This is a genomic window from Sphingomonas colocasiae (genome assembly GCF_019880585.1).
Classification (GTDB): domain Bacteria; phylum Pseudomonadota; class Alphaproteobacteria; order Sphingomonadales; family Sphingomonadaceae; genus Sphingobium_A; species Sphingobium_A colocasiae.
In genome coordinates this window covers 600,184-622,686 of the sequence record NZ_JAINVV010000003.1, presented here as the reverse complement: position 1 = coordinate 622,686, position 22,503 = coordinate 600,184, and the positions used below count along the sequence as shown (strand labels likewise).

Genomic DNA, 22,503 nt, shown 5'->3' with positions numbered 1-22,503 from the left:
ACTCCGGCGACCAGCGCCACAGAAGCAAGTTTCCAGTCATTCAGCCCCCTTTGGGCCAAGGCATAGCGTCTGCACGCCTCATTTGCACGTGCTCTCACCAGTCGCCTTTATGGGTTCACAGCCTAAAAATACTTGGACAGGAAGGATTGCATCTGATTTAGGGTATACAGTAGTTGATGGACCTTTTGATGGTTATGGTTGTACAAAATTTGTATTTTTGAAACCGAAGGAGGATTGATGTGGATTTTGAAAAAATTCTATCCGGTTATCGACCATCAGATATTTTCAAGAAGTATCTCACTGAGAATCCTGGATCTTCAGGAGGTGAAATGGGAATGGATTTTTTTGCGGCTTTTCCAGAGGTGGACAGGTCATTTCAGAGTGTGATCTGGAACTGGAAAGGGGCGATAAAAAAAAGAAGGCCGGGAATTTCGGATGAGGTGTTCGATAAAGAAACGATAATATGTCTCAAAGAGGCTGGATATTTTGTTTTAAAAGACAAGTAGTTGCTGTTTGGAGCTGGGCGTGAAAGCCTTAGGTGATCGTGCTCGATATGGTGCTTAGTGCTATCCGTCGTTTGGAGGCGTATGGTGTAAAAGTCAAAGGTATAAGAGGGTATTGGATCAAAAATGATCGCAGTGATAATTTTAAAGAATACAATAAAAATATAGATTTGGGAATGTCTCCAAAGGAATCTACTTTAAATGCATGGAATGGAAGAATTTCAAAAGATCTTGGGTATGGATTGGTTGGTGAGCCGATATATGTAACAGGAAATATTTTGGTTGTGTTATCAAAATAAGGATTGTTTTATAATGGGGTTTGCAGAAATTTTATCCGGTCATATGCCATCAGATATATTTAAGGAATATGTATTAAAAAATCCGGGAATAAATAGGCTGGATCTGGGTCTGGATTTTGACAAATTTTTTCTTGGGCTTGATGGGCTCTCTCAGATTGTAGTTCGGAAATGGAAAGATGGGGTGCTCGATGATAATGAGTTTGATGAAGTTATGATCTATATTCTTAAAAAGGTAGGATATATAAAATAGTATATTTTAAATTGCTGTGGCATGTGCGGTAATTCCTAAATCTTCGGTTTTGGCTCGCGTTTTCGAGGTTTGAGGGTGCGCTATTGTGCAACGGTGCGTCCGAAGATATCGTCGTGGTTGACCAGAAGAGCGGCATTCGTGGATCGTGCGACTGGGTGTGGCTGGACGTGACCGAATGGAATGATCACGCAGGGCAGTAATTACGGTGCTAGTTTACTAAATTTACGAAATAGGAGCATGTTGCACAAATGGCCCGCTTGCCCCGCCTTGTCCTGCCGGGACTTCCCTATCATGTGACGCAGTGCGGCAATCGTCGGATGCCAGGCCTTCTTCGAAGGCGGCCGAACGGGCCGGGACGGAGATCTGGTGCTGTTGCCTGATTCCCAACCATGTGCATATGATCGTGGCACCGTCCGATGAGGACGGGCTGAGCCGCGCCTTCGTGGATGCGCACTGACGCTATGCCGGGTTCATCAATGCCCGAAATCGCTGGACAGGCCATTTGTGGCAGAGGTGTTTCGGTGCGGTGGTGGTGGGCGAAGAGCATCTGCCGCATGCCGTTCGCTACGTATCGCTCAACCCCGTGCGCGCGCGGTGAGGAGGCAGCCTGGTACGGGTTGCGCCGGTCTTCGATCGCTCTGGCGCCCTTGCTGAGTTCCTGTCCGATCCTGCGGGCGATAGCGCGGCATTGCGCGCGCTGCGCAGATCGGAAACCTCTGGCCGTCCCATCGGCAATCCAGCCTGGGTCGCCGACCTTGAAGCCCGGGCTGGCCGTATTCTCACCCATAAAGGTGCGGCTCTAATTTGCATATTTAGTAAACTGGCACCGTAGTTTCCATCATCTGGTTTTGTATATTTCCAGCCATATCAAGCGCTTGATGGTTTCATACGTAATGCATCCATTGTATAGTATCGTCCAAAACGACCCACCTTCCTCTGATTTTGATTCATTTTTACAGGTTGTGTCGCGATAGTGAATCCATTTTCTCTGCGAGGTTCGTAATTTTATTTTGTATTGATTGGGGAGATTTGACATTGTTATCTTGTAAATATTGTTAAGTTTTGTGTCGTGTAGATCGATTTCTGCTAATTGGCAGTTGACCGTGTCACTCGTCGTTTGAGACATATCTATGCAGCGGCCAAATTCTCGCGAATAGCGTGCATCGATTTCCTCCGGCGTTTGCGCGGCTGCGGGGATGGCGCAGAACAACCCGATCATCATTGCGGATAAGGTGATCGCCCGCTTCATCTTCGTTCCCTTGTTACCGGATGGCATGATCTCGATCCTCCCGCTGGGCAGTCGCTGCCCAACCGGTTTTGATGGCGGCGAGGCCGGTTGCAGGACATCAGATTAGGATCGGGAACGGATCTGTAAATATCCGACCATGTCCATTATCGATCAAAAATTCCCGGCGGTTTCTATTTACAGAGCCCGCAGAACGTGCCGGCGATCGGCTCTCTCAATCTCGCACATTGCGTGGCGGGGCATCCGGATAAGCCGTCCTGTCGATACGCAACTCCATCGCCGCCACCCGTCAATGACATTGACATCGCGATCGGGCGATGGCTGATATGTATATACATAAATGCGCGACAGGGCTGCATCGCGAGGGGGAGGCTGGAATGGGCGCTGGCGCCGGAGGGAAGGGCATCAGCGAGACCCGGACGATCGACCGGATTCCGGAAAACGAACGCCATGGCCTGCCGCGCGATCAGTTCACACTCTGGTTCGCGGCCAATCTCCAGATCACCGCCGTTGTCGATGGGGCGCTCGCCGTCGTCTTCGGGGCGGAGGCGCTGACGGCGATCATCGGCCTTGCCGTCGGCAACCTGTTCGGCGGCATCGTCATGGCGCTGCATTCGGCGCAGGGGCCGCGGCTGGGCCTGCCGCAGATGATCTCCAGCCGGGCGCAATTCGGGGTGAAGGGGGCGACGCTGCCGTTGCTGCTCGTCATCCTGATGTATCTCGGCTTTTCGGCGACCGGCACGGTGCTGTCGGGGCAGGCGATCAACCTTTTGCTCGGCGTCGAAAATCCGGCGATCGGCATGATCGTCTTCGGCGCCGCGACCGCGATCATCGCGATCTTCGGCTACCGGGTGATCCACCTGATCGGCCGGGTCGCCACGGTCATCAGCATCCTTGGCTTCGGCTATCTCGCCTGGCAGCTTTTCCGGCAGCACGATGTTTCGTCAGCCTTCGGCCAGCAGCCGGCGACGATGGCGAGTTTCCTGTTCTCCGTGGCGCTGTCGGCGGGCTGGCAACTCACCTTCGCCCCCTATGTCGCGGATTATTCGCGCTACCTGCCGTCCGGCACCTCGCCTGTGCGGACCTTCTTCTGTACCTTCCTGGGCTCGGCGATGGCGGCGCAGATCGCGATGAGTTTCGGCGTGCTCGTCGCGGCGCTCGGCGCGAAATTCCTGTCGAACCAGGTGGGCTTTCTCGGGGCGCTGGCGGGGCATGGCGCGCCGCTCGTCTATCTCGTGATCGCGTCCGGCAAGCTGACGGTGAACTGCCTCAACGCCTATGGCGGCTTCATGGCGCTGCTGACCACCGTCACCGCGTTCAACCGGCAGAGCCGCGTCTCGCCATTGGCGCGCGCGCTCTGCATCCTCGGCTTTGTCGGCCTGTCGCTCGTCATCGCGCTGCTCGCAAGCGCGAACTTCCTCTCCATATTCAAGAATTTCATGCTGTTGCTGCTGGCGGTCTTCACGCCCTGGAGCGCCGTCAATCTCGTCGATTATTATCTGATCTCGAAAGAGAAGGTCGACGTGCCGGCGCTCTACGATCCGGCGGGGCGCTACGGCGCCTATAACCGCACCGCGCTCGGCTGCTATCTGTTCGGCATCCTCATCCAGATCCCGTTCCTCAACCAGCCGCTCTATGAGGGACCGATCGCCAGTATGCTCGGCGGCGCCGATATCTCGTGGATCGTAAGCCTCGTCGTGACGGGGCTGCTCTATTACCTGATTAAACGCAATTCGCCGGCGGTGCCGGAGAGGATGATCCTCGATGGCGTGAACCGCGAAGGCGCCGATGGGCTTGCGCAATCATAGCCCGATTACTTTGCCCGATTTCGCCGGTTTCCTGCGATTTTGCGCCAGGCCGGACCGGCCTGGCGCGCATGCCGGCACTCACCCGGAGGCGTTTGCAGGTCAGCGCTCCTCCTCGATCCGCCGCAGCTTCGCGGCGGCATCCGAAAGCGCACGCATCGCGGGCGTCGGCCGCTCGAGCGCATCGAAGAAGGCGCCGAAACCGCGTTGCGCGGATGCCATGCAGGCGGCCTGGGTGCGCAGCCGCCGCGTCACGCCGCCGGGCTCCGGGCCGCCCAGATCCGGTCGATCTCCTCCGGCAGGATCGTGCCGGTCGCGGCGGTGGGAAAGCCGAGATCGACGGCGCGGCGGAAATGCCGCTCCGAATAAGGGCGGAAGGGCGACCAATGGAGCGCCCGCCGTTCCCCCGCACGTTCGGCGAAGTGCGTGGTGCCGTGGCGATCGGCATCGCTTTCATCTTCATGGACGTGCGACCAGCCGCGATGGACCCAGCCGCGGCGGGCGGAAAGGGGCGAAGGGGCGGGGGCCGCCGAAACAGCGCATCCCTGGCCGGGGGCTGCATGCGTCACGCCGCACCCGCCGGTTTGCGCCGCCGCGTTGCGGCGCGCACGGTGGCCGCCGTGCGGGTGGCGGTTGCCGCAATCTGGATGCCGGTGGTGCGTGCGCCCGTGCCGCCGCTCTTGCGCCCGGCCTTGGTGCCGGGCTTGTCCGCGCCGGCCAGTGCCGCGTCGCGCTCCGCCAGCGCCTCGCCGAGTGCGCGGCCGGCGGCGCGGGCATTGCGCGTCAGCCGCTCGATCTCGCGGTCTCGGGCCAGGATGGTGCCGGCCTGGCGGACCAGATCGCCTTCCAGCCGGCCGACCAGCGTTTCGAGCTGAACGATCCGCGCATCGCGCCGCTGGATCTTGCCGCCGCAATGCCAGCCACAAGCGAGCGCGCTGAGTGCCGCGCCCGCAAGCCCGGCGACCGGGCCGATGATGAGTGCATCCAAGATATGAACCCTTCCTGCGCCGGGATTGGCGTGGGAAGTGCTGTATGACGGATATTTCCGTCGTTCAAGTAAAATCGACGGAGATTTCCGTCGATTGCTCTAGGTCAGGACGGTCCGCATCGTCCACCGCCGCCTGTACGGCAAGCCCTGATCGCTTCGATCAGCGCCGCGCGAAGCTGCTCGCGGCGGCGGTCCCAGCGCCCGACGAGTTCGTCGGCACCAAGCCCGGGTTCCTGCCGCATCTGTTCGGCGCGGAAGGCGTTCTGGGCCTCCATATTCTCCTGATAGCAGAGCTGGAGCGCGGTCTCGGCGATGCGATCGGGGCCGTCGTCCGCCTGTTTCGCCGCCAGGCCCAGCGCATGGCCGGTCGCGCATTGCCGCAGTGCTTCGGAAAGATCGGATGCCGGCTCGGCGGAGTGGGCCGCGGGAACGGCGAAGGCAATGGCGGCGAGAGCGGCTACGACTGTGGCGGGGAATCGGCTCGGCATGGGCATCCTCGGCTCCGGGTTTTTCCGCACTATCGGGGCGGTCAAGGCTGGATGCTATTCCCGAGTGGCCCGGTTCGCGGAAGCGGGCGGTGCCGAAAGCGGCGGCGCACCGGATTGCCTATCGCGCATCAACAGCCTACCGGCCACCAACGCCCGCACGCGTCATGTGCGGACGTCGCGCGCTCGCGCATCATGTTCGATGTCGGCCCGGTGCGGCGCGACGGTGAAAGGGGAGGTTATGATGGGTTTCACACGGATCGCGCCGGCCATGGCGCTTGCGCTGGCCTGCACCGCGCCGGCGGCCGCGCAGCCGGCCCAGCCCGAGGGGCCGAGCCAGGACGCCGCCTATCATAACCGCCAGATGCTTTATCTGCTGACGCTGCCCGCATCCGAAGGCTGGCGGGCGACGGCGAGCGGCATCCGCTATCGCCGGGTGAAGGGCGACGGATCGGGCCCGCGTCCGACCGTCGCGGATGTGGTGACGATCCATTATGCCGGGCGGCTGATCGACGGCACCGAATTCGACAGCTCGATCGCGCGCGGCGAGCCCGCAACCTTTCCGCTGGGGGGACTCATTCGGGGGTGGCAGGAAGGCGTGCCCTTGATGAGCGTCGGCGACACCTTCGAATTCGCGATCCCGCAGAACCTGGCTTATGGCCCGATCGGGCGCGGGCCCATTCCCGGTGGCGCGACGCTGGTCTTCACCATCGAATTGCTCGGCATCGTCGGGCCGGAATGAGATCGGCGTCGGGTATGGCGCCATCCGACAATTCCATCCGTCATTCCGGCGAACGCCGGAATCTCCTTCGACGTAGAGCGGGAGATTCCGGCTTTCGCCGGAATGACGGGGCAGGTGTGTTTGCAGAGCTCGCTCGTCAGGTGAGCCAGACCTTGCCCGCCGGTGTGTTGAGCTGGAGGTGGATGGCGTGTCGTGCCGCGCGCACGACGGGCGTATCGATGCCCAGGCCGCGGAACACGTCCGCCAGTTGATCCGCCTGTGGGTGCGCGACCACGAACGACGCGATCGTCGCGCCCTTGGGCGAGCTTTCCGACGGATGCGGTCTGGAGCCCAGCCAGTCGATGAAGAAGGGCAGGGCGTCGTCGAACGGCGTGCCCGTCACGTTGAGCAATTCCCAGTTCACCGCGCCGCCATCGGGGCGCACGCGGCCCATCGCACGTGGGCCGGTGAAGCCAAGGCCGTTCGCGGCGATCGCCGTGCGCAGTTTCTCGAAGCGATCGGTGGCGCGCAGCGCATAGCTGACGATCCGGGATTTGCCATCGGCGATCGCCTCTCCCCAGCGCCCCCCGCCGCCGGCGCGCGCCGGCGAGAAGATCTCGAAATAGGATCCGCCGCCAAAGCTCAGCAGCGCATTATGCGGCTGTTCCCGGCCCGGCGCCTTGCCGCCCGAAACCGGCGCGATCCCGGTGAGATCGGTGATCTGCCGGACGGCGGCATCCAGATCCGGCACCGCCCAGACGATATGATCGAGGGCAAGCCCGCTCCTGGCAGGCGAGCGCTTCGCGGCATTGACGAGCGATGCGCCGCCCAGCAGGCCGGCACCCAGGCCGATCCCGGCCAGGCGGGACAGGTCGCGGCGTGAAAAGTCGTGCATGGTGAACCTCCTTATCGATCGGTGTAGTCGAGCGCGGGTTTGCGATCCCCGGCCAGCGAGACATATTTGAAGTCCGGCCCCCGGCGCTGTTCGAACTCGGCCTTGGCGGCGGTGATCGCGTCGGGCGTCAGGAACAGCTCGGCGGCGGTCAGCGCCATCGTCTTGGCGGCGACGAGGGCGCCTTTCTCGCCGATCGGGGTGCCGCTGGTCGCGGCCGCCTGCCAGCTATGCGGCGATGTGCCGCGCACGAAGGTGGCGGTGGAAAGCGACGCGGTCGGCGTCACCCAGCTCACATCGCCGACATCGGAGGATGCCGATCCCTTGCGTTCGGGGCCGAGCGGTTCGATCGCCGAAGGGTCGCTCTCGGCGATCCCGCGATCGGGATAGGTGGCGATGATCTGTTTCGCGAACGCCGCGTCCGCCGGCGTATAGGCATAGCCGCCGACGCGCGTGAGCGCGTGGTGGACGATGCGGTTGAGCGTAATATTGGGGAGCGTGTCGTAGGCGCCCGAGATCAGCTCGACCTGGACGCTCGTGCCGGTCGCCAGCGCCGCGCCCTCCGCCGCCTTCCTGATGCGGCCCCAGATATCCTTGACCACCGCGGCATCGTGGTGGCGGACGAAATAGAAGCTCTCCGCATTGGCCGGCACGATATTGGGCTGGCCGCCGCCATTGGTGATCACATATTGGATGCGCGCGTCCGACGGCACATGCTCGCGCAGGAAATTGGCGGCGACGTTCATCACCTCCACGCCGTCGAGTGCGGAGCGGCCGCGTTCCGGCGCGGCGGCGGCATGCGATGCCACGCCCTGGAACCGGAACTTGCCGGAGATCATCGCGAGCGAACGCCCCGGCGTCGCGCCGTTGCGGTCGCCCGGATGCCAGGTCAGCGTCAGGTCGACATCCTTGAAATAGCCGTCACGGACCAGATAGACCTTGGAGAAGCCGCCCTCTTCGGCGGGCGTGCCATAGAGCCGGATCGTGCCCGGCACCTTGTTCTTTTCCAGCCAGCCCTTGATCGCGATCGCCGCCGTCACCGATGCCGCGCCCAGCAGGTTATGGCCGCAGGCCTGGCCCGCGACCTGGCCCGCGATCGGGCTTTCATGGGGCACGGCGGCCTGGGCGAGGCCGGGCAGCGCGTCATATTCGGCGAGCAGCGCGATGACGGGGCCGCCCGATCCCGCCTCCGCGATGAAGGCGGTCGGCATGCCGCCGGCGCCGGGGGTGATCCGGAAGCCCGCCGCCTTCAGCTCCTGTTGCAGCCGGGCGCTGCTCTTCACTTCCTTGAAGCCGATTTCGGACAGGCTCCACACCTCGCGCGACACGGTATTGAGGCGCGGTTCGAGGGCGGCGGCGATCGGCAGGATCGTCGCCGCGCGGTCCTGCGCAGCAGCGTCGGGCAGGACGGGCGTGTCCGCGAGCGCAGGGGCGTCGGCAAGCGCTGGGGCGGCGGTGCTCGCCAGCAGCAGCGCCGCGCCCAGTTTCGGTGTGCCCAGTTTTAGTATGAATGCCATCGTCATTCCCCTCAAATGCCGAATTTCAGGTTGAGGCCGATGGTGCGCGGCGCGATGGTCGTGATCTGCTCGATCGTACCGCCCAGCACATTGCCCGCCGTCGTCCGCCCGCGCACGTCGAACAGGTTGGAAACGAACAGATAGGCGCCCCATTGATCGGTGCCGACGCCCGCGCGCGCACCGACGGCGGCATAGTCGCCCAGCCGGCGATAGGCGGTGGAGGTGGGGCGGAAATCCGCATAGGAGCGGCCGACATAGTTGAGGTCGCCGCGCACCAGCGCCTTCAACCCGCCGACATCCCATTCATACTGGCCGGCGACGGTGTAGCTGATGTTCGGCGTCTGCGGCACGCGATCGCCCTTGCGGCCGCTGGCGATCACCAGATCGTTGATCTGATCGGTGGTCAGCTTGGCGGAGAGCAGGTTGATATTGGCGGAGACTTGCAGGCCGCGCGTCGGCACCGCGACCGCTTCGACCTCGATGCCCTTCACCCGCGCGTCGCCGGCATTGGTGAGGAAGGCGAAGGTGCCGCTGGTGCCGTTGACCTGCAGGTTCTTCCAGTCGGTGATGTAACCGGTCACGTTGAACAGGAACTGGCCGTTCAGCAGCGTCGCCTTCGCGCCTGTTTCATAGGTCCAGAGCTTGTCCGATTCATAGGGCGTGAACGAGCTGGGCAGGCCGAGCACCTGGTTGGCGCCGCCGGGGCGGAAGCCCGAGGCCGCCTGCGCATAGACGAGCAGCCTGGGCGAAGCCTGCCAGGCGATATTGGCCTTGTAGAGCAGCCCGTCCTCGCGGGTTTCGCGCACCGTCCAGGGCTGGACGGCGAAGTTGATCAGGTCGAAGCCCTTCTGGGTGTCGCCCGCCACGATGCGCTGATAGTCGTAATAGCGGATGCCGCCGGTGACGGTCAGCCCGTCGAACGGCCGGATGGAGACCTCGCCGAACCCGGCGAGCTGGCGCAGGCGATCGCGCACCTGGCGCGTATAGACCAATGGCTCGTTCTCGCGCAGGTCGCCATGCGCATCGACCAGCACGCCGTTCGACCCGACCCAGGAACTGCGCCGCGACCAATAAGCGCCGACCGTCCAGCTCAGGAAACCGTCATCCTTGGATTGCAGGCGGACTTCGGCGGTGCCGTTCTTCATCGTCTGCGGCGAGACATAGGCGACCGGCGTGACGCTGGCGACATAGGCGTTGAAATCCTGGATGCCCTGCGGCGTCGCGCAGACCGCGGCGGTGAAATGACGGCGGCAGAAGGTCTGGTTGTTGGGCGCGCCGGCGAGCAGGTAATAGGGATCGCGGATGAACAGGCTGTCGCGGTCCTGATAGGCGCCGGTCAACACGAGATCGGCGAAGCCGAGATCGGCCTTGGCGGTGCCGGTGTACAGCCGGTTCTTGTCGCGGAAATCCAGATTGACGCGGTTGGCGCCGACGAATTCGCCCAGCCCCGGCGCCCAGACCGGATTGGCGCCGGTCGCGTCGTAATAATGGAAACCGAGATCGAGCGTCAGCCAGTCGGTCGGCTTGGCGCGCAGCAGCAGGCGCACGCCCTCGGTCTCCTCGCGGTTCGTCTTTTCCTGGCCGAGCGCGGGATTGTCGATCCAGCCGGCATTTTCGCGACGGAAGTAGACCGCGCGCACCGCCAGCCGATCGCCGATGATCGGCACGTTGACCATGGCGTTGGCCTGGTAATTCTCGCCGGCATGGCGCGTGGTCGAACCCACCAGGTCGACACCGGCCTCGAACCGGTCGCTGGGCTTGGCATGGATGACGCGGATGGTGCCGCCCATCGAACTGGCGCCATAAAGCGTGCCCTGCGGACCGCGCAGCACCTCGACGCGATCGACGTCGAACAATTGCAGGTCGCCCTGGTTGCCGCCGGAATCGCTCGTCGTGCCCGGCGCGCCGGCCAGCGGGGCCTCGTCATAATAGATCGCGACCTGCGGCTCGCCCGACGAGCGGATGCCGCGCAGCGACACCCGGCGCTGACCGGGGCCGGCATCGGTGACGACCAGGCCGGGGGCGACCTTGGTCAGATCGTTGAGGCCGAAGACGGCCGCGTTTTCGAGCGTCGATCCGGTGACCGCCTGGATGCTCGCCGGGGTCTCCTGCAAACGGGTCTCGCGCTTCTGCGCGGTCACGACGATGTCGGTGTAGCCGCTGTCCTGACCGGCCGGATCGGCGGGAGCGGCCGCCTGATCGGCGGTTTCCGCATCGACCGCCTCGGCATGCGCGGGAATTGCCGACAGCGCCAGCGGAGACACAAAAAACAGTAGCGCTGAGTATTTATTGTTTATTTTCATGGTGTTGATTGTCCGGTCTGGATTCGAGAAATGTCTACCTAATCAATAGACATTATCGGTCAAGCGCATCCGGACGATGGTTCCGGCGCAAGCGGGAAACCATTTCTTCGCTATCGGGAAGGATGGCTATTGCAGTGCAGCAAAAGGGGGGGGCAGGGAATGGCGCGCTCAACGACCGCCAAAGGCCGTACTCCTCCTCCCGGCGCGTAGCGGGGGGAGGGGCGACGCGAAGCGGCGTGGCGGAGAGGAAGGGCGATGTCGACATCGCATTCAGGTTCGGGATGTGCACCAATCCCAAGGATCGGCGGCAAATGCCGCACGGAGGGATGCGCGGCATTTCCCCTCCACGACGCGACTGTGTCGCGCGGTCAACCCACGGCGCGGCAGGGAGGAGAAATAGCCTTCACCTCAAATCCACATCGCGGCGCCCGTGATGTTCAGCGTGCCGCGCGAACGTGCTTGTTCGCTTGAGCAGTGCCGGATTCGCGCCGCGTCGCCGCGATGGGGAGCGCTCAATACCGGCTTTTGCGCACCGGAATCGCCGTGGTCTGCTTGATCTCGGCCAGCGTCACGGTTGACTGGACATCCTGCACGCCGGGCAGCTTCAGGATTACGCGGAAGATGAACTTCTGGTACCATTCGAGCGATTCGGCGATGATCTTCAGGATGATGTCGCGTTCACCGAAAATGGTGTGGCATTCCATGATCTCGGGGATGGTGTCGATCTTGCGGTTGAACGCGGCGCGCTGTTCCTCGCTCAACGTCACCATCTTGAGCGTCGCGAAGATATAGAGGCTGTCGCCGAACTTCTTGCGATCGAGCACCGCGACCTGACCGGTGATATAGCCTTCGTCACGCAGGCGCTGCAGCCGTCGCCAGCAGGGCGATTGCGACAGGCCGACGCGCTCGGCCAGTTCGGTGGTCGATAGCGCCGCATCCTTCTGCACCTGTTCCAGGATCTTCAGGTCGATCGGGGTCAGTGCTTCGGTCATGGGGCTCATCCTTTCCGCGCCATGTGGCGCCGGGGGCGGCGAAGGCGCAACATAAATTTGCCGGCGATCCCGGTGATGCGCGTGAAACCTATTTCAGGATCGCCGGTCCTGCCGTGATGATGTTTCGCGCGCGGGCTGGATTTCGCCCATATTATCGGCCGATGGGGCGGGTGGGCGAGGAAATTCTATGCACGCTTCGGTCGGGTTCACCCGATCTTCGAATAAGTATTTCGCTGGCGGCTCCATAAGGTGGCGGGATCGGAGGACCAATCGCAGATGAAAACCATCGGATCACAGCTTGCCCTGGCGTTCGGCACCGCGCTCGCGCTCGCGCTGGCGGCGCCCGCCGCCGCGCAGCAGCCCGGCGCCGGACCCGTCACCGATCAGGTGGATCATCCCGCCGTGATCACGCACCACCAGGGGCGCTTTGGCGGGCAGGCGGTCGCCTATACGGCGACGGTGGAGGGGATCGCGATCTCGACCGGCCGGAACGAAGCCGCGCGGATCGTGAGCTTCGCCTATACGCGCGACGGCGTGGACGCCGCGACGCGGCCGGTGATGTTCCTGTTCAACGGCGGGCCGATCGTCGCCGCGCAATATCTGCATATCGGCGGCATCGGGCCCAAGCGCGTCGCCTATCCCGACGATGTCCGCGCCGCTCCGTCGACCTTCCGCCTGGTCGCCAACGAATTTTCACCGCTCGATGCGGTCGACATGGTGTTCGTCGATCCCGCCTCGACCGGCTTCAGCCGCGTCGCGCCGGGCACCGATCCCAGGGCCTATTTCTCGGTCGAGGCCGATGCGCGCCAGTTCGCCGCCTATATCCGCGCCTGGCTGAAGCAGCACGGGCGCGAGGGATCGCCCGTCTATCTGACCGGCGAAAGCTATGGCACCAATCGCGCGGCGGAGATTGCCGGCCAGCTTGCCGCCGGCCCCGATCCGCTGCCGCTGGCGGGCATCTTCCTGTACGGCCAGGCCGCCAATATCGTCGAATATTCGCAGCGCCCGGCCAATGTCACCAGCTATGTCGCATCGCTGCCGACGGTCGCGGCGATCGGCTGGTATCACGGCCGCGCCGATCGCAAGGGGCGCGGGCTCGATGCCTTCCTGGCCGATGCGCGCGCCTTCGCGAAGGGCGATTATCTGACGGTGCTTTACCAGGGCAGCGCCGCGTCGGACGCCGATAAAAGACGCGTCGCCGCGCGGCTGGCGGAGTATAGCGGCATCCCGGCCGACTGGTATCTCGCCAACGGGCTGAAGATCAGCAAGGAACGCTATCGCGCCGAACTGTTCAAGGATCGCGGGCTGCTGCTCGGCCGTGCCGATGCGCGCTATACCGCGCCGATCACCGACAAGGGCAATGCTCCCGATCCGTCGGATGTGCTGATGCAGGGCGTCCAGAAATTCCTGCCCATCTATCTGCGCGACGATCTGAAGGTGACGTGGAGCGATCCCTATGTGCCCGCAGTCGGCATCACCAGTCTCGAGGATTGGGGGTGGGGCGACGGCACGAGCCCCTTTGCCGATTGGCCCTATTATCAGGGGATCAGCGCGATGATGGCGCGGAATCCCGATTTCCGCCTGCTGATCGGCAACGGCATCTACGATACCCAGACGACGATGGGGGCGGCCGAACTGCTGGCGACACAATCGGGCTGGGATCCGGCGCGGGTGACGCTGCGCTATTATGACGGCGGCCATACCGGCTATTCGGTGGCGGCGACCGCGAAGACGATCGGCGACGATATCCGCACGCTGGTGCGCCGGCCGTGAGGGGCGTTTTCGCAGGCGCGCTCGCCGCCGCTTTGCTCCTCGCCGCATCGCCCATGGCCTTTGCCGCGACCGAGCGGCTGTCGATCCTGTCCAATGGCGAGAGCGTCGGCTCGCTCGTCATCGAAAGCGAGGGCAGCCGCGCCACCGTCGATTACCGGATCGACAATAACGGACGCGGCCCCAAGCATCGCGAAGAGCTGACCTTCGACGCACAGGGCATCCCGATCGCCTGGACGATCAAGGGCACGTCGCTGATGGGCGGCGCGGTTGTTGAAAGCTTCGCCTGGTCGGGCGGCCGCGCGCGCTGGACGAGCCAGGCCGATCGCGGCGCCGTCAAGGCGGATCGGCCGCCGCTCTACGTGGTCAATGACGACAGTCCCTATGCGATCTGGGTCTATGCGCGCGCGGCGCTCGCGGCGCCGGATCACAGCATCGCGGTGCTGCCCTCGGGCCGGATCACCATGGAGAAGCTGCGCACGCTGACGCTGGGCGAGGGCGCCGCCGCGACGGAGGTGACGGCGTGGCGGCTGACCGGGGTCCAGCTCAATCCCAGCTATCTGCTGCTCGACGGCGAACAGAAGCTGTTCGCGCTGTTCGGCCCCTCGGCCGAAGGAACGACGATCCGCGCCGGCAATGAAGCGGCGGTGCCGCTGCTGGGCAAGCTCGGCTCCGAACTGGAGACCGAGCGCGCGCTGCAACTCCAGCGGAAACTGGCGCACCGTTTCGACGCGCCGGTGCGCGTGCGCAACGTCCGCGTCTTCGATCCCGAAACGGGGACGCTCTCGCCGCTGTCGAGCGTCGTCGTCATGCGCGACACGATCGCGCAGGTGACGGCGGAGGACGGGCGGCCCGTGCCGGCCGACGAAGTGGTGATCGATGGCGAGGGCGGCACGCTCTATCCGGGGCTGCACGACATGCATTCGCACGCGACGCTGCCCGCCGGGCTGATGTACCTGGCCGCCGGCGTCACCGCGACGCGCGACATGGGCAACGACAATGGCTTCCTCCAGGGGCTGTTGACGAAGATCGACGCGGGTGAGGTCGCCTGGCCGCGCATCGTGCCCAATGGCTTCATCGAAGGGCGCAGCCCCTATTCGGCGCGGTTCGGCTTCATCCCGGCGACGGTGGAGGAAGCGCTCGGCAATGTGCGCTGGTATGCCGATCGCGGCTATGCCGAGATCAAGATCTACAATTCGATGAACCCCGATTGGGTGAAGCCGATCGCGGCGGAAGCGCATCGGCTGGGGCTGAAGGTGACGGGCCATGTGCCCGCCTTCACCTCGCCCGACCGGATGATCGCCGACGGCTATGATTCGATCGCGCATATCAACCAGCTCATGCTCGGCTGGATCCTGAAGCCGGAAGAGGACAGCCGCACGCCGCTGCGCCTGACCGCGATGGCGCGCGCCGGATCGCTCGACCTGAATGCGGAGGCTGTGCAGCGCACCGTCGGGCTGATGAAGACGCACGGCACCGCGCTCGACACCACCGCCGTCATCCTGGAACAGCTCATGCTCAGCCGCGCCGGACAGGTGCCGCCGGGGCAGGAGGATTTCCTGTCGCACATGCCGATCGGCTTCCAGCGCTATCGCAAGCGCTCCTTCGTGACGATCGCGAACAAGGCAGAGGACGCCGCCTATCAGGCGGGCGTCGCCAAGATGCTGGAGACGATCGGGATGCTGCACAAGGCGGGCATCCGCCTGCTGCCCGGCACCGACGACGCGACGGGCTTTTCGGTGCAGCGCGAGATCGAACTCTATGTGAAGGCGGGCCTGACCCCGGCCGAGGCGCTGCGCGCCGGCACGCTGGGGGCCGAGGAATTTCTGGGCCGTGCGGACCGGCTGGGCAGTATCGCGCGCGGCAAGCTCGCCGATTTCGTGCTGGTGCCCGGCGATCCGACGCGCGACATCACCGCCATCCGCCGCCCGCGCATGGTGATGAAGGGTGGGGTGGTCTATTTTCCGTCCGAGATCCACGCGGCGCTGGGCATCCAGCCCTTCACCACCGCGCCCGCGATCCGGCCGGCGGAGAAACTGGCGGCGCGCGAAGGGAATGATCATGGGGGGCATGAAGATGCATATTGATCGCGCCATCGCCGCCTTGGCGCTGTTGCTGACGGCCGGAACCGTACAGGCCCAGACACCGCCGTCGCCTCCGCCTCCGCCGCAAACCACGGCGGAGCCGCGCATCTTCCGGTCGGAAGGGCAGGCCGAGATCGGCGGGACGCGGTTGCGCTATGCCGCCGCGGTCGAGGAGTTCCTGCTGCCCGGCGCGAGCATCTTCGCGACCAGCTATGTTCGCGGCGACGTGAAGGATGTGAGCACGCGTCCGGTGATCTTCGCGTTCAACGGCGGGCCGGGTTCGGCCTCGATCTGGCTGCATCTGGGGCTGATGGCGCCGCGCCGCGTCGATTTCGACGATCCCGCGAACCCGCGCACCGTTCCGCCCTTCGGCACCGTCGCCAATCCGGACAGTCCGCTCGATATGGCCGATATCGTGCTGATCGATCCGCCGGGCACCGGCTATAGCCGCGTGCTGCCGGGCGCCAAGGTCGAGCAATATTATGGCGTCGAACAGGATGCGAAGGCGATGGTGGAGGTGGTGCGCCAATGGCTGCGCCGTCATGGCCGCGCCAATTCGCCCAGATATCTGGTTTCCGAAAGCTATGGCACGATCCGCGCGGCGGTGATGGCGCGGTTGATGGCGGGCGGGCCGACCCAGACCGGCGGGATGGACGGGCTGGCGCTCAACGGCGTGGTGCTGCTCGGCCAGGCGCTCGACATGGCGCGCGGCGCGGAGGGCGACGACCGTCCCTATCTGAACATCCTGCCGTCGCTGGCCGCGACCGCCTGCCATTTCGGCAAGGTCGCCGCCGGCTGCACGGCGGAAGGGCAGGGGGATGCGGCGCGCCGCTTCATCGAGGGCGGTTATCTGGCCGCGCTCCATGCCGGTTCGCGCCTGCCCGCCGATCGCAAGGCGGCGGTCGCGCGCGAATTGTCGGCGCTGATCGGTATCGCCGAAAAGGATATCCTCGCGGCCGATCTCCGGATTTCCGGCGCGGCCTTCGCCAGGCTGCTGCTCGCCGATCGGGGGCAGCGCGTGGGCATGTATGATGCGCGCTTCGTGCTGCCGTCGCTGGGGGCGGGCAGCGATCCCGTCGCCGACGATCCCGCCATGGGCCAATATGTGCCCGGCTTCGTCGCCGCATTCGGCGATTATGCGACGAAGACGCTGAAGGTGACGCTCGACCTGCCTTATGAACCGATCGCTTTTCGCGAGGTCAACGGGCGCTGGGATTACGGCTTCGGCCCCGGCGTGCCGGTCGGGCGCAATTACGGCACCGATCTGGCGGCGGCGATGAGCCGCAATCCGGCGATGCGCCTGATGGTCGGCACCGGCTGGTACGATCTCGTCACGCCGATCGGCAGCGCCGAATATACGCTGGCCCATGTCGGCGTGCCGCTGTCGGCGACGCGCTTCCATGCCTATCCCTCGGGCCATATGCCCTATGTCGGGGCGGAGGCGCGCGCCGCGCTGATCCGCGATCTGCGCGCCTTTGTGGGTGGCCGCGAATGACGACGGGGGCCCAGGGCGCCACGCTGCGCAAAAGCGTCGGGCTCACCGGCGTCGTCACCTTCGGTGCCGGCACCGCGATCGGCGTCTCGATCTTCTCGATCCTCCAGCCCACCGCGCAGGTGGCGGGATCGGGGTTGCTCGCCGCGATCGGCGTGGCGGCGCTGCCGATGCTCGTCTTCGCGGTCGCCTATGCCTATCTCGGATCGGCGCTGCCGATCTCGGGTGCATCCTATGAATGGCCGAAACGCTTCATCCATCCCGGCGTCGGCTTCATCATCGCCTGGCTGCGGATCGTTTCCAATGTCGGCGCGCTCACCATCCTTTCGCAGGTGATGATCAGCTATCTCGGCATGGTCGTGCCGGTGCCGCTCAAGCTCGGCATGGCCGTCACCATCACCGCCGTCTTCGCGCTCAACTATGTCGGCGTCTCGATCGCCGCGCGGGTGCAGGCGCAGTTGATGGCGCTGTTGCTGATCATCCTGGCCGTGTTCGTCGCGACCGGCCTGCCGCATTTCAACGGCGCGCTGGTCGACAATCCGCTCGATACCCCGCCGCTCGCTGTCCTGGCGGTGGTGCCGCTGATGATCAGCCTGTTCCTGGGCATCGAATCCGCCGTCGAGATCGGGGAGGAAGTGCGCGATGCGCAGCGCAACGTGCCGCTGGGCATCGCTCTGGCGATCGGGTTGACCGCTCTGGTCTATGGCCTGGTCGCGGTCACCGCGCTCGGCCTGGTCGGGCCGGAGGCGCTCGCCGGGAGTTCCGCGCCGCTGCTCGACGCCGCGAAGGTGTCGCTGGGCGATCTGGCGGTGCCGCTGATCGTCGGCGCTGCGTGCTTCTCGATCGTCAAGTCGATGAACGCCGCGGCGCTCACCTTTTCGCGCAGCCTGTTCGCGATGGGCCGCAACGGCGCCCTGCCGCATGCGATCGGCGCGATCCATCCGCGCTTCGGCACACCGCACCGGGCGATCCTGTTCGGCTATGTCTGCGCGATGTCCGGCCTGCTGATGCCGCCCAGCCTGATCTTCCTGCTGCTCGCGGTCAATGTGCCGACAATGCTCAAATATATGGCCTGTTCCTATTCGGCGACGGTGGTCGCACGCCATCATCCCGAACTGCATGCACGATCGGCGCTGCGCCTGTCGCGCCGGACGGTGGTGATGGTCGGTTATGCGGGCGTGGTCTGTGCGCTGCTCGTCGGCGTCTTCGGGGTGGAGGCCGATCCGCGTCCCTATCTGCTGGTCGGCGGCTGGCTGGTCGTCGGGCTGGTCTACTGGTTCGCGAAGGGGCGGCGGGACTCGGCCGAACAGGCCAAGCGCGCTTTGGGCGAATAGCCGCGCAAATTATGCGCAATCGGCGCCGGCGCGCCCGAGATCGAATAATTACTGCCCGCCGCTGCCGGTAGACAGGCGTCATGTTCAAGGAAGATCAAATGCCGGCCACGCCGCCGATGCCAGAGGGTGAAAGCTATGCACGATGGGTGCGCGGCGCGCTTGCCGTGGCCCGCGCAAGGGACGGGCAGGCTGTCAGCCTGTTCGAAAGCTCGGTGCCCGAACCGCGCGAACTGCTCCGCCAGATTGTTCTCGAAACCGCCGAGCCGCGTTTCTCGAGCTATTATGTGAGCGCCTTTGGCGACGGCAATCCGTTCGTTCTCGACATGCTGGCCAGGCGTTACGGCGTCGGCCGCGATCAGTTGCTCTGCACCACAGGCGCCACCGGCGGCCTCTCGCTCATCTATCGCGCCTATGTGCGCGCCGGCGATCATGTGCTGATCGAAACCCCGGGTTTCGACCTGTTCGCCCATCTCGCCGAAGCGTCGGGCGCGGCGGTCGAGGCGTTCCGTCGCCATGGCGACCGGTTCCTTGTCGACGTCGCGGAGGTGGAGGCGAAGCTGCGCCCCAACACCCGGCTGGTCGTGCTGTCCGACCTGCACAATCCGTCGGGCATGGCGACGCCACAGCCGGTATTGCGGGCGCTGGCGGATCTCGCCGAGCGGCGCGGTTTCCTGCTCGTCGTCGACGAGGTCTATGGCGATTATGCGCCGAAGGACCGGCGCCCCGCCGCCGCGGCGGCGCTGTCCCCGGCGGTCGTCAGCCTGTCGAGCCTGACCAAGATCTATGGGCTCGGCGTGCTGCGCTGCGGCTGGATCGTCGGTGCCCCCGCCGTGATCGAGCGGCTGAGCCGATTGAACGGCCAGATCGAATTCGGCATTTCGACATTGTCGCACGCGGTTGCCGCGCACGTCATGGCCAATGCCGGATCCTTCGAGGAACATTCGCGTCGCGTCGTTGCGCGCTGCCGTCCGCGTTTCCAGGCCTGGTTCGAAACCATGGTGGCCGAAGGGCTGATGGGCGGCGAATTGCCCGATGACGGCTGTATCTGTTTCCCGTCATTGCCGGGCATCGCCGACAGCCGGGCCTTTTCCGAATGGCTGATCGCGCGTTCGGGGGTGATCGTGGCGCCGGGCGAATATTTCGGCGCGCCGGGCCGGATCCGCATCGGTTTCTGCCAGGAAGACGATCGCCTCGATGCCGGGCTTGCGGGGCTGGAAGAGGGGCTGCGCGCCTATGTCCGCGCGGCGCAGCCGGCGCTGGGCGGGTGACGATGCGGGAAATCTTGATCGATCCGGCGCGCGATCCGCGAAAACTTATGCGCGAAGCGGGGCGCGGACCCCGATTCCGAATAAATATGGCGGCGGCGCGCCCGTAAAATTCGCCCGGCCTCGAACAAGGGAGGCCCGCCGGGGAGAGCGGCACTGCACTTCCCGAAGGGCTGGAAACAAGAGGCCGAACCGGATGGCCGGTTCCCCGTCGGGGGATCGTCCGCCCAGGAAGATTCAGTGGAGGCCAGAAGAATGAAGAACCGGAAACTTGCGATCACGATGTCGGCGGCGGCCCTCGCCCTGGCGATGTCGATGCCGGCGATGGCGCAGGACGCGGAGGCGACAAATGAAGCCGTCGAGTCCGGCGAGATCATCGTCACCGCGCAGAAGCGCGCCGAACGTCTGCTCGACGTGCCGGTCGCGATCAGCGCGATTTCGGCGGAGACGCTGACGACGCAGAACATCAACCGCCTCTCCGAATTCTTCGATCGCGTGCCCGGCCTCCAATATTCGGGCCAGCGCGTGTCCTCGATCGCGCTGCGCGGCGTCACCACCGGCGGCGCCACCTCGCCCACGGTTGCGCTGCTGGTCGATGATGTCCAGTTCGGCGGCACCACCGGCACCGGCCAGCCGCCGCTCCCCGATTTCGACGCCAGCGCGGTCAGCCGGGTCGAAGTGCTGCGCGGCCCGCAGGGCACGCTTTACGGCGCGTCCAGCCTGGGCGGCCTGATCAAATATGTGCTGAAGGAACCCGATACGCGCGAATTCTCCGGCCGGATCGAACTGGGCGGCACCGCCGTCTCGCACGGCGACACCGGCTATGCGCTGCGCGGATCGGTCAATGTGCCGATCACCGACTGGCTGGCCGTCGCCGGCAGCGCCTTCAAGCGCGACGATGCGGCATGGCTCGACAATATCAATCCCAAGGCGCTGAAGGCGAAGAACGTCAACACCCGCGAAGTCTGGGGTTTCCGTGGCGCGGCGCTGATCAAGCCGGCCGACAATCTCCGTATCGTGCTCTCGGCGCTCCGCCAGAAGCAGGACGCGATGAACAGCGATCTGGCGATCACCTCGGGCGGCGTGCCGATCTGCGCGGCCTGCACGCTCACCACATCGCCCAACCGCGCGACCGCCGTCACCACCTTCGATCCGGTCTATGGCGATCTGACGCTCAACGCGCTTGATTCGATCAACAAGGCGAAGTTCCAGCTCTACACGGCGCGCGCCGAGCTCGACCTGGGCGGCGTCAACATCACCTCGATCAGCGCGTGGAGCCGCGCGGACAACGTCATCACCAGCGATGTCAGCGCCGTGTTCGGCGGCCTGCTGCGCTCGCTCTACGGCCTGGCGACCGCGCCGACGGTGCAGATCGCCAATTCGGACCGTACGCATAAATTCTCGCAGGAACTGCGCTTCAGCGGCGATATCGGCACCAGCTTCAGCTGGCTGGCCGGCGGCTTCTACACCATCGAGCATGCCGCGACCGATCAGACCCTGATCGCCTCGGGCAGCCTCGACGCCCGGCCCTATATCGGCGAAGGCCCAGGCAGCTATCGTGAATATGCGGGGTTCGCGGACCTGACATGGCACGCCACCGACAAGCTCGATATCCAGGTGGGCGGCCGCTATTCGCGCAACAAGCAGCATAATGAATCGACGCTCAACACGTCCGCGACGGTGGCGCCGGTGTTCGGATCGGGCACCACGATCGGCGATTCGAAGGACAGCGCCTTCACCTGGCTGATCTCCCCCAATTATCACTTCTCGCGCGACATCATCGCCTATGCGCGCATCGCCACCGGCTATCGCCCCGGCGGCCCGAACATCGCGGCGCCGCCCTCGGTGGACGGCTCGTTCGGCCCGGATCGCGTGCTCAACTATGAACTGGGCTTCAAGGGCAAGGTCGTTCCCGGCCTGCTCACGATCGACGCCTCGCTGTTCCAGATCGACTGGAAGAACATCCAGCTCCAGGGCACGGATTCGGTGAGCTCGCTCACCTTCCTGACGAACGGCGGCAAGGCGCGCAGCCGCGGCCTGGAATTCGCGGCGAACCTGACGCCCTGGGCGGGGATGAGCATCGATACCAACCTGACCTTCACCGATGCGACGCTGACGCAGGATCTGCCGACGCTGGCCGGTGCCACCGGCCTCAAGGGGCTGGCGGGCGATCGGCTGCCCTTCGCGGCCAAGGTCACCGCCAACATCACGGCGCAGCAGAGCTTCGCGCTGACCGAGACGCTGGAAGGCAATCTCGGCTTCACGGTGATCTATGTCGGCGATCGTGCCGGCACCTTTGTCACCAACGCCGCCAATGCCACCCGCCCGCGCATCCTGCTGCCCGAATATACCAGCGTCGATCTCCGTGGCGGTCTGACCTACGATCGGGACTGGAGCGTCAACCTGTTCGTCCGTAACCTGTTCGACAAGCGCGGCGTGACGGCGGCGGACAATCGCAACGGCGTGAACGTGCCGACCGCATTGTTCATCCAGCCGCGCACCTTCGGTGTGACGCTGGCGCGGTCGTTCTAAAAGTCCTTGTTCGTCATCCCGGCTT

Annotated in this window: 21 protein-coding genes; 12 read left to right on the top strand and 9 right to left on the bottom strand. The window is 64.6% G+C overall.

Annotation, left to right across the window (positions count from 1 at the left end; translation table 11 throughout):
* The 4 genes from K7G82_RS06490 to K7G82_RS06475 all read left to right on the top strand — a co-directional run.
* A partial coding sequence (locus tag K7G82_RS06490; RefSeq protein WP_222989004.1) for a hypothetical protein occupies positions 1 to 238 on the top strand: 238 nt, incomplete at its 5' end.
* 1 nt (position 239) lies between these two features.
* Positions 240 to 506 carry a hypothetical protein gene (locus K7G82_RS06485; protein ID WP_222989003.1) on the top strand — a complete coding sequence of 89 codons (267 nt, stop codon included), beginning with the start codon at positions 240 to 242 and terminating at the stop codon, positions 504 to 506.
* Positions 507 to 538: 32 nt separating this feature from the next.
* On the top strand, positions 539 to 802 hold the full coding sequence (locus K7G82_RS06480) for a hypothetical protein (protein ID WP_222989002.1): 264 nt from the start codon (positions 539 to 541) through the stop codon (positions 800 to 802).
* Between the two features lie 13 nt (positions 803 to 815).
* Positions 816 to 1,052, top strand: coding sequence for a hypothetical protein (locus tag K7G82_RS06475; protein ID WP_222989001.1), 237 nt, complete (start codon positions 816 to 818; stop codon positions 1,050 to 1,052).
* An 838-nt stretch (positions 1,053 to 1,890) separates the two neighbouring features.
* Here K7G82_RS06475 and K7G82_RS06470 read toward each other — a convergent pair.
* Positions 1,891 to 2,301: a lysozyme inhibitor LprI family protein gene (locus tag K7G82_RS06470; protein ID WP_222989000.1), complete on the bottom strand. Its 411-nt coding sequence runs from the start codon at positions 2,299 to 2,301 to the stop codon at positions 1,891 to 1,893.
* A gap of 374 nt (positions 2,302 to 2,675) precedes the next feature.
* Here K7G82_RS06470 and K7G82_RS06465 point away from each other — a divergent pair, with 374 nt between their 5' ends.
* Positions 2,676 to 4,106, top strand: a complete 1,431-nt coding sequence (locus tag K7G82_RS06465; protein WP_222988999.1) for a purine-cytosine permease family protein — start codon at positions 2,676 to 2,678, stop codon at positions 4,104 to 4,106.
* Between the two features lie 99 nt (positions 4,107 to 4,205).
* Here the strand turns inward: K7G82_RS06465 and K7G82_RS06460 are convergent, their stop codons facing one another.
* From K7G82_RS06460 to K7G82_RS06445, 4 genes are all read right to left on the bottom strand, one after another.
* Positions 4,206 to 4,358, bottom strand: coding sequence for a hypothetical protein (locus K7G82_RS06460; RefSeq protein ID WP_222988998.1), 153 nt, complete (start codon positions 4,356 to 4,358; stop codon positions 4,206 to 4,208).
* The gene (locus K7G82_RS06455; protein ID WP_222988997.1) at positions 4,355 to 4,672 is read right to left on the bottom strand and encodes a hypothetical protein; all 318 of its coding nucleotides are present in this window, start codon (positions 4,670 to 4,672) and stop codon (positions 4,355 to 4,357) included. Before K7G82_RS06455 ends, K7G82_RS06460 begins: the two co-directional genes overlap by 4 nt.
* Positions 4,669 to 5,091 carry a hypothetical protein gene (locus K7G82_RS06450; protein WP_222988996.1) on the bottom strand — a complete coding sequence of 141 codons (423 nt, stop codon included), beginning with the start codon at positions 5,089 to 5,091 and terminating at the stop codon, positions 4,669 to 4,671. The genes K7G82_RS06455 and K7G82_RS06450 overlap by 4 nt, the downstream gene beginning before the upstream one ends.
* 104 nt (positions 5,092 to 5,195) lie before the next feature.
* Positions 5,196 to 5,579 (bottom strand): hypothetical protein, encoded by a 384-nt coding sequence (locus K7G82_RS06445; protein WP_222988995.1) that lies wholly within the window; start codon positions 5,577 to 5,579, stop codon positions 5,196 to 5,198.
* Between the two features lie 241 nt (positions 5,580 to 5,820).
* Between K7G82_RS06445 and K7G82_RS06440 the strand changes: the two genes are divergently transcribed.
* Entirely contained in the window at positions 5,821 to 6,318 is a 498-nt protein-coding gene (locus K7G82_RS06440) for an FKBP-type peptidyl-prolyl cis-trans isomerase (RefSeq protein WP_222988994.1), read from the top strand.
* A 136-nt stretch (positions 6,319 to 6,454) separates the two neighbouring features.
* Here the strand turns inward: K7G82_RS06440 and K7G82_RS06435 are convergent, their stop codons facing one another.
* From K7G82_RS06435 to K7G82_RS06420, 4 genes are all read right to left on the bottom strand, one after another.
* Complete coding sequence (locus tag K7G82_RS06435) at positions 6,455 to 7,192, bottom strand: VOC family protein (RefSeq protein WP_222988993.1); 738 nt, start codon at positions 7,190 to 7,192, stop codon at positions 6,455 to 6,457.
* A gap of 11 nt (positions 7,193 to 7,203) precedes the next feature.
* Complete coding sequence (locus K7G82_RS06430) at positions 7,204 to 8,706, bottom strand: amidohydrolase (RefSeq protein WP_222988992.1); 1,503 nt, start codon at positions 8,704 to 8,706, stop codon at positions 7,204 to 7,206.
* An 11-nt stretch (positions 8,707 to 8,717) separates the two neighbouring features.
* Complete coding sequence (locus tag K7G82_RS06425; protein WP_222988991.1) at positions 8,718 to 10,970, bottom strand: TonB-dependent receptor; 2,253 nt, start codon at positions 10,968 to 10,970, stop codon at positions 8,718 to 8,720.
* A 551-nt stretch (positions 10,971 to 11,521) separates the two neighbouring features.
* Complete coding sequence (locus K7G82_RS06420) at positions 11,522 to 12,001, bottom strand: Lrp/AsnC family transcriptional regulator (RefSeq protein WP_222988990.1); 480 nt, start codon at positions 11,999 to 12,001, stop codon at positions 11,522 to 11,524.
* Between the two features lie 276 nt (positions 12,002 to 12,277).
* Here K7G82_RS06420 and K7G82_RS06415 point away from each other — a divergent pair, with 276 nt between their 5' ends.
* From K7G82_RS06415 to K7G82_RS06390, 6 genes are all read left to right on the top strand, one after another.
* Positions 12,278 to 13,774: a S10 family peptidase gene (locus K7G82_RS06415; RefSeq protein ID WP_222988989.1), complete on the top strand. Its 1,497-nt coding sequence runs from the start codon at positions 12,278 to 12,280 to the stop codon at positions 13,772 to 13,774.
* On the top strand, positions 13,771 to 15,858 hold the full coding sequence (locus K7G82_RS06410) for an amidohydrolase family protein (RefSeq protein WP_343228535.1): 2,088 nt from the start codon (positions 13,771 to 13,773) through the stop codon (positions 15,856 to 15,858). The genes K7G82_RS06415 and K7G82_RS06410 overlap by 4 nt, the downstream gene beginning before the upstream one ends.
* Positions 15,842 to 17,350, top strand: coding sequence for a S10 family peptidase (locus tag K7G82_RS06405; RefSeq protein WP_246623307.1), 1,509 nt, complete (start codon positions 15,842 to 15,844; stop codon positions 17,348 to 17,350). The genes K7G82_RS06410 and K7G82_RS06405 overlap by 17 nt, the downstream gene beginning before the upstream one ends.
* Positions 17,347 to 18,681: an APC family permease gene (locus K7G82_RS06400; RefSeq protein ID WP_222988988.1), complete on the top strand. Its 1,335-nt coding sequence runs from the start codon at positions 17,347 to 17,349 to the stop codon at positions 18,679 to 18,681. Before K7G82_RS06405 ends, K7G82_RS06400 begins: the two co-directional genes overlap by 4 nt.
* A 98-nt stretch (positions 18,682 to 18,779) precedes the next feature.
* Positions 18,780 to 19,949 carry a pyridoxal phosphate-dependent aminotransferase gene (locus tag K7G82_RS06395; RefSeq protein ID WP_246623306.1) on the top strand — a complete coding sequence of 390 codons (1,170 nt, stop codon included), beginning with the start codon at positions 18,780 to 18,782 and terminating at the stop codon, positions 19,947 to 19,949.
* A 252-nt stretch (positions 19,950 to 20,201) separates the two neighbouring features.
* Entirely contained in the window at positions 20,202 to 22,478 is a 2,277-nt protein-coding gene (locus K7G82_RS06390; RefSeq protein ID WP_222988986.1) for a TonB-dependent receptor, read from the top strand.
* Positions 22,479 to 22,503 lie beyond the last annotated feature (25 nt).

Excerpts from the sequence above, each read along its gene's own strand:
- K7G82_RS06475 (WP_222989001.1), top strand. The coding sequence starts at position 816 with ATGGGGTTTGCAGAAATTTTATCCGGTCATATGCCATCAGATATATTT.
- K7G82_RS06470 (WP_222989000.1), bottom strand. The coding sequence starts at position 2,301 with ATGAAGCGGGCGATCACCTTATCCGCAATGATGATCGGGTTGTTCTGC.
- K7G82_RS06465 (WP_222988999.1), top strand. The coding sequence starts at position 2,676 with ATGGGCGCTGGCGCCGGAGGGAAGGGCATCAGCGAGACCCGGACGATC.
- K7G82_RS06445 (WP_222988995.1), bottom strand. The coding sequence starts at position 5,579 with ATGCCGAGCCGATTCCCCGCCACAGTCGTAGCCGCTCTCGCCGCCATT.
- K7G82_RS06440 (WP_222988994.1), top strand. The coding sequence starts at position 5,821 with ATGGGTTTCACACGGATCGCGCCGGCCATGGCGCTTGCGCTGGCCTGC.
- K7G82_RS06435 (WP_222988993.1), bottom strand. The coding sequence starts at position 7,192 with ATGCACGACTTTTCACGCCGCGACCTGTCCCGCCTGGCCGGGATCGGC.
- K7G82_RS06430 (WP_222988992.1), bottom strand. The coding sequence starts at position 8,706 with ATGGCATTCATACTAAAACTGGGCACACCGAAACTGGGCGCGGCGCTG.
- K7G82_RS06420 (WP_222988990.1), bottom strand. The coding sequence starts at position 12,001 with ATGACCGAAGCACTGACCCCGATCGACCTGAAGATCCTGGAACAGGTG.
- K7G82_RS06415 (WP_222988989.1), top strand. The coding sequence starts at position 12,278 with ATGAAAACCATCGGATCACAGCTTGCCCTGGCGTTCGGCACCGCGCTC.
- K7G82_RS06405 (WP_246623307.1), top strand. The coding sequence starts at position 15,842 with ATGAAGATGCATATTGATCGCGCCATCGCCGCCTTGGCGCTGTTGCTG.
- K7G82_RS06400 (WP_222988988.1), top strand. The coding sequence starts at position 17,347 with ATGACGACGGGGGCCCAGGGCGCCACGCTGCGCAAAAGCGTCGGGCTC.
- K7G82_RS06395 (WP_246623306.1), top strand. The coding sequence starts at position 18,780 with ATGCCGGCCACGCCGCCGATGCCAGAGGGTGAAAGCTATGCACGATGG.
- K7G82_RS06390 (WP_222988986.1), top strand. The coding sequence starts at position 20,202 with ATGAAGAACCGGAAACTTGCGATCACGATGTCGGCGGCGGCCCTCGCC.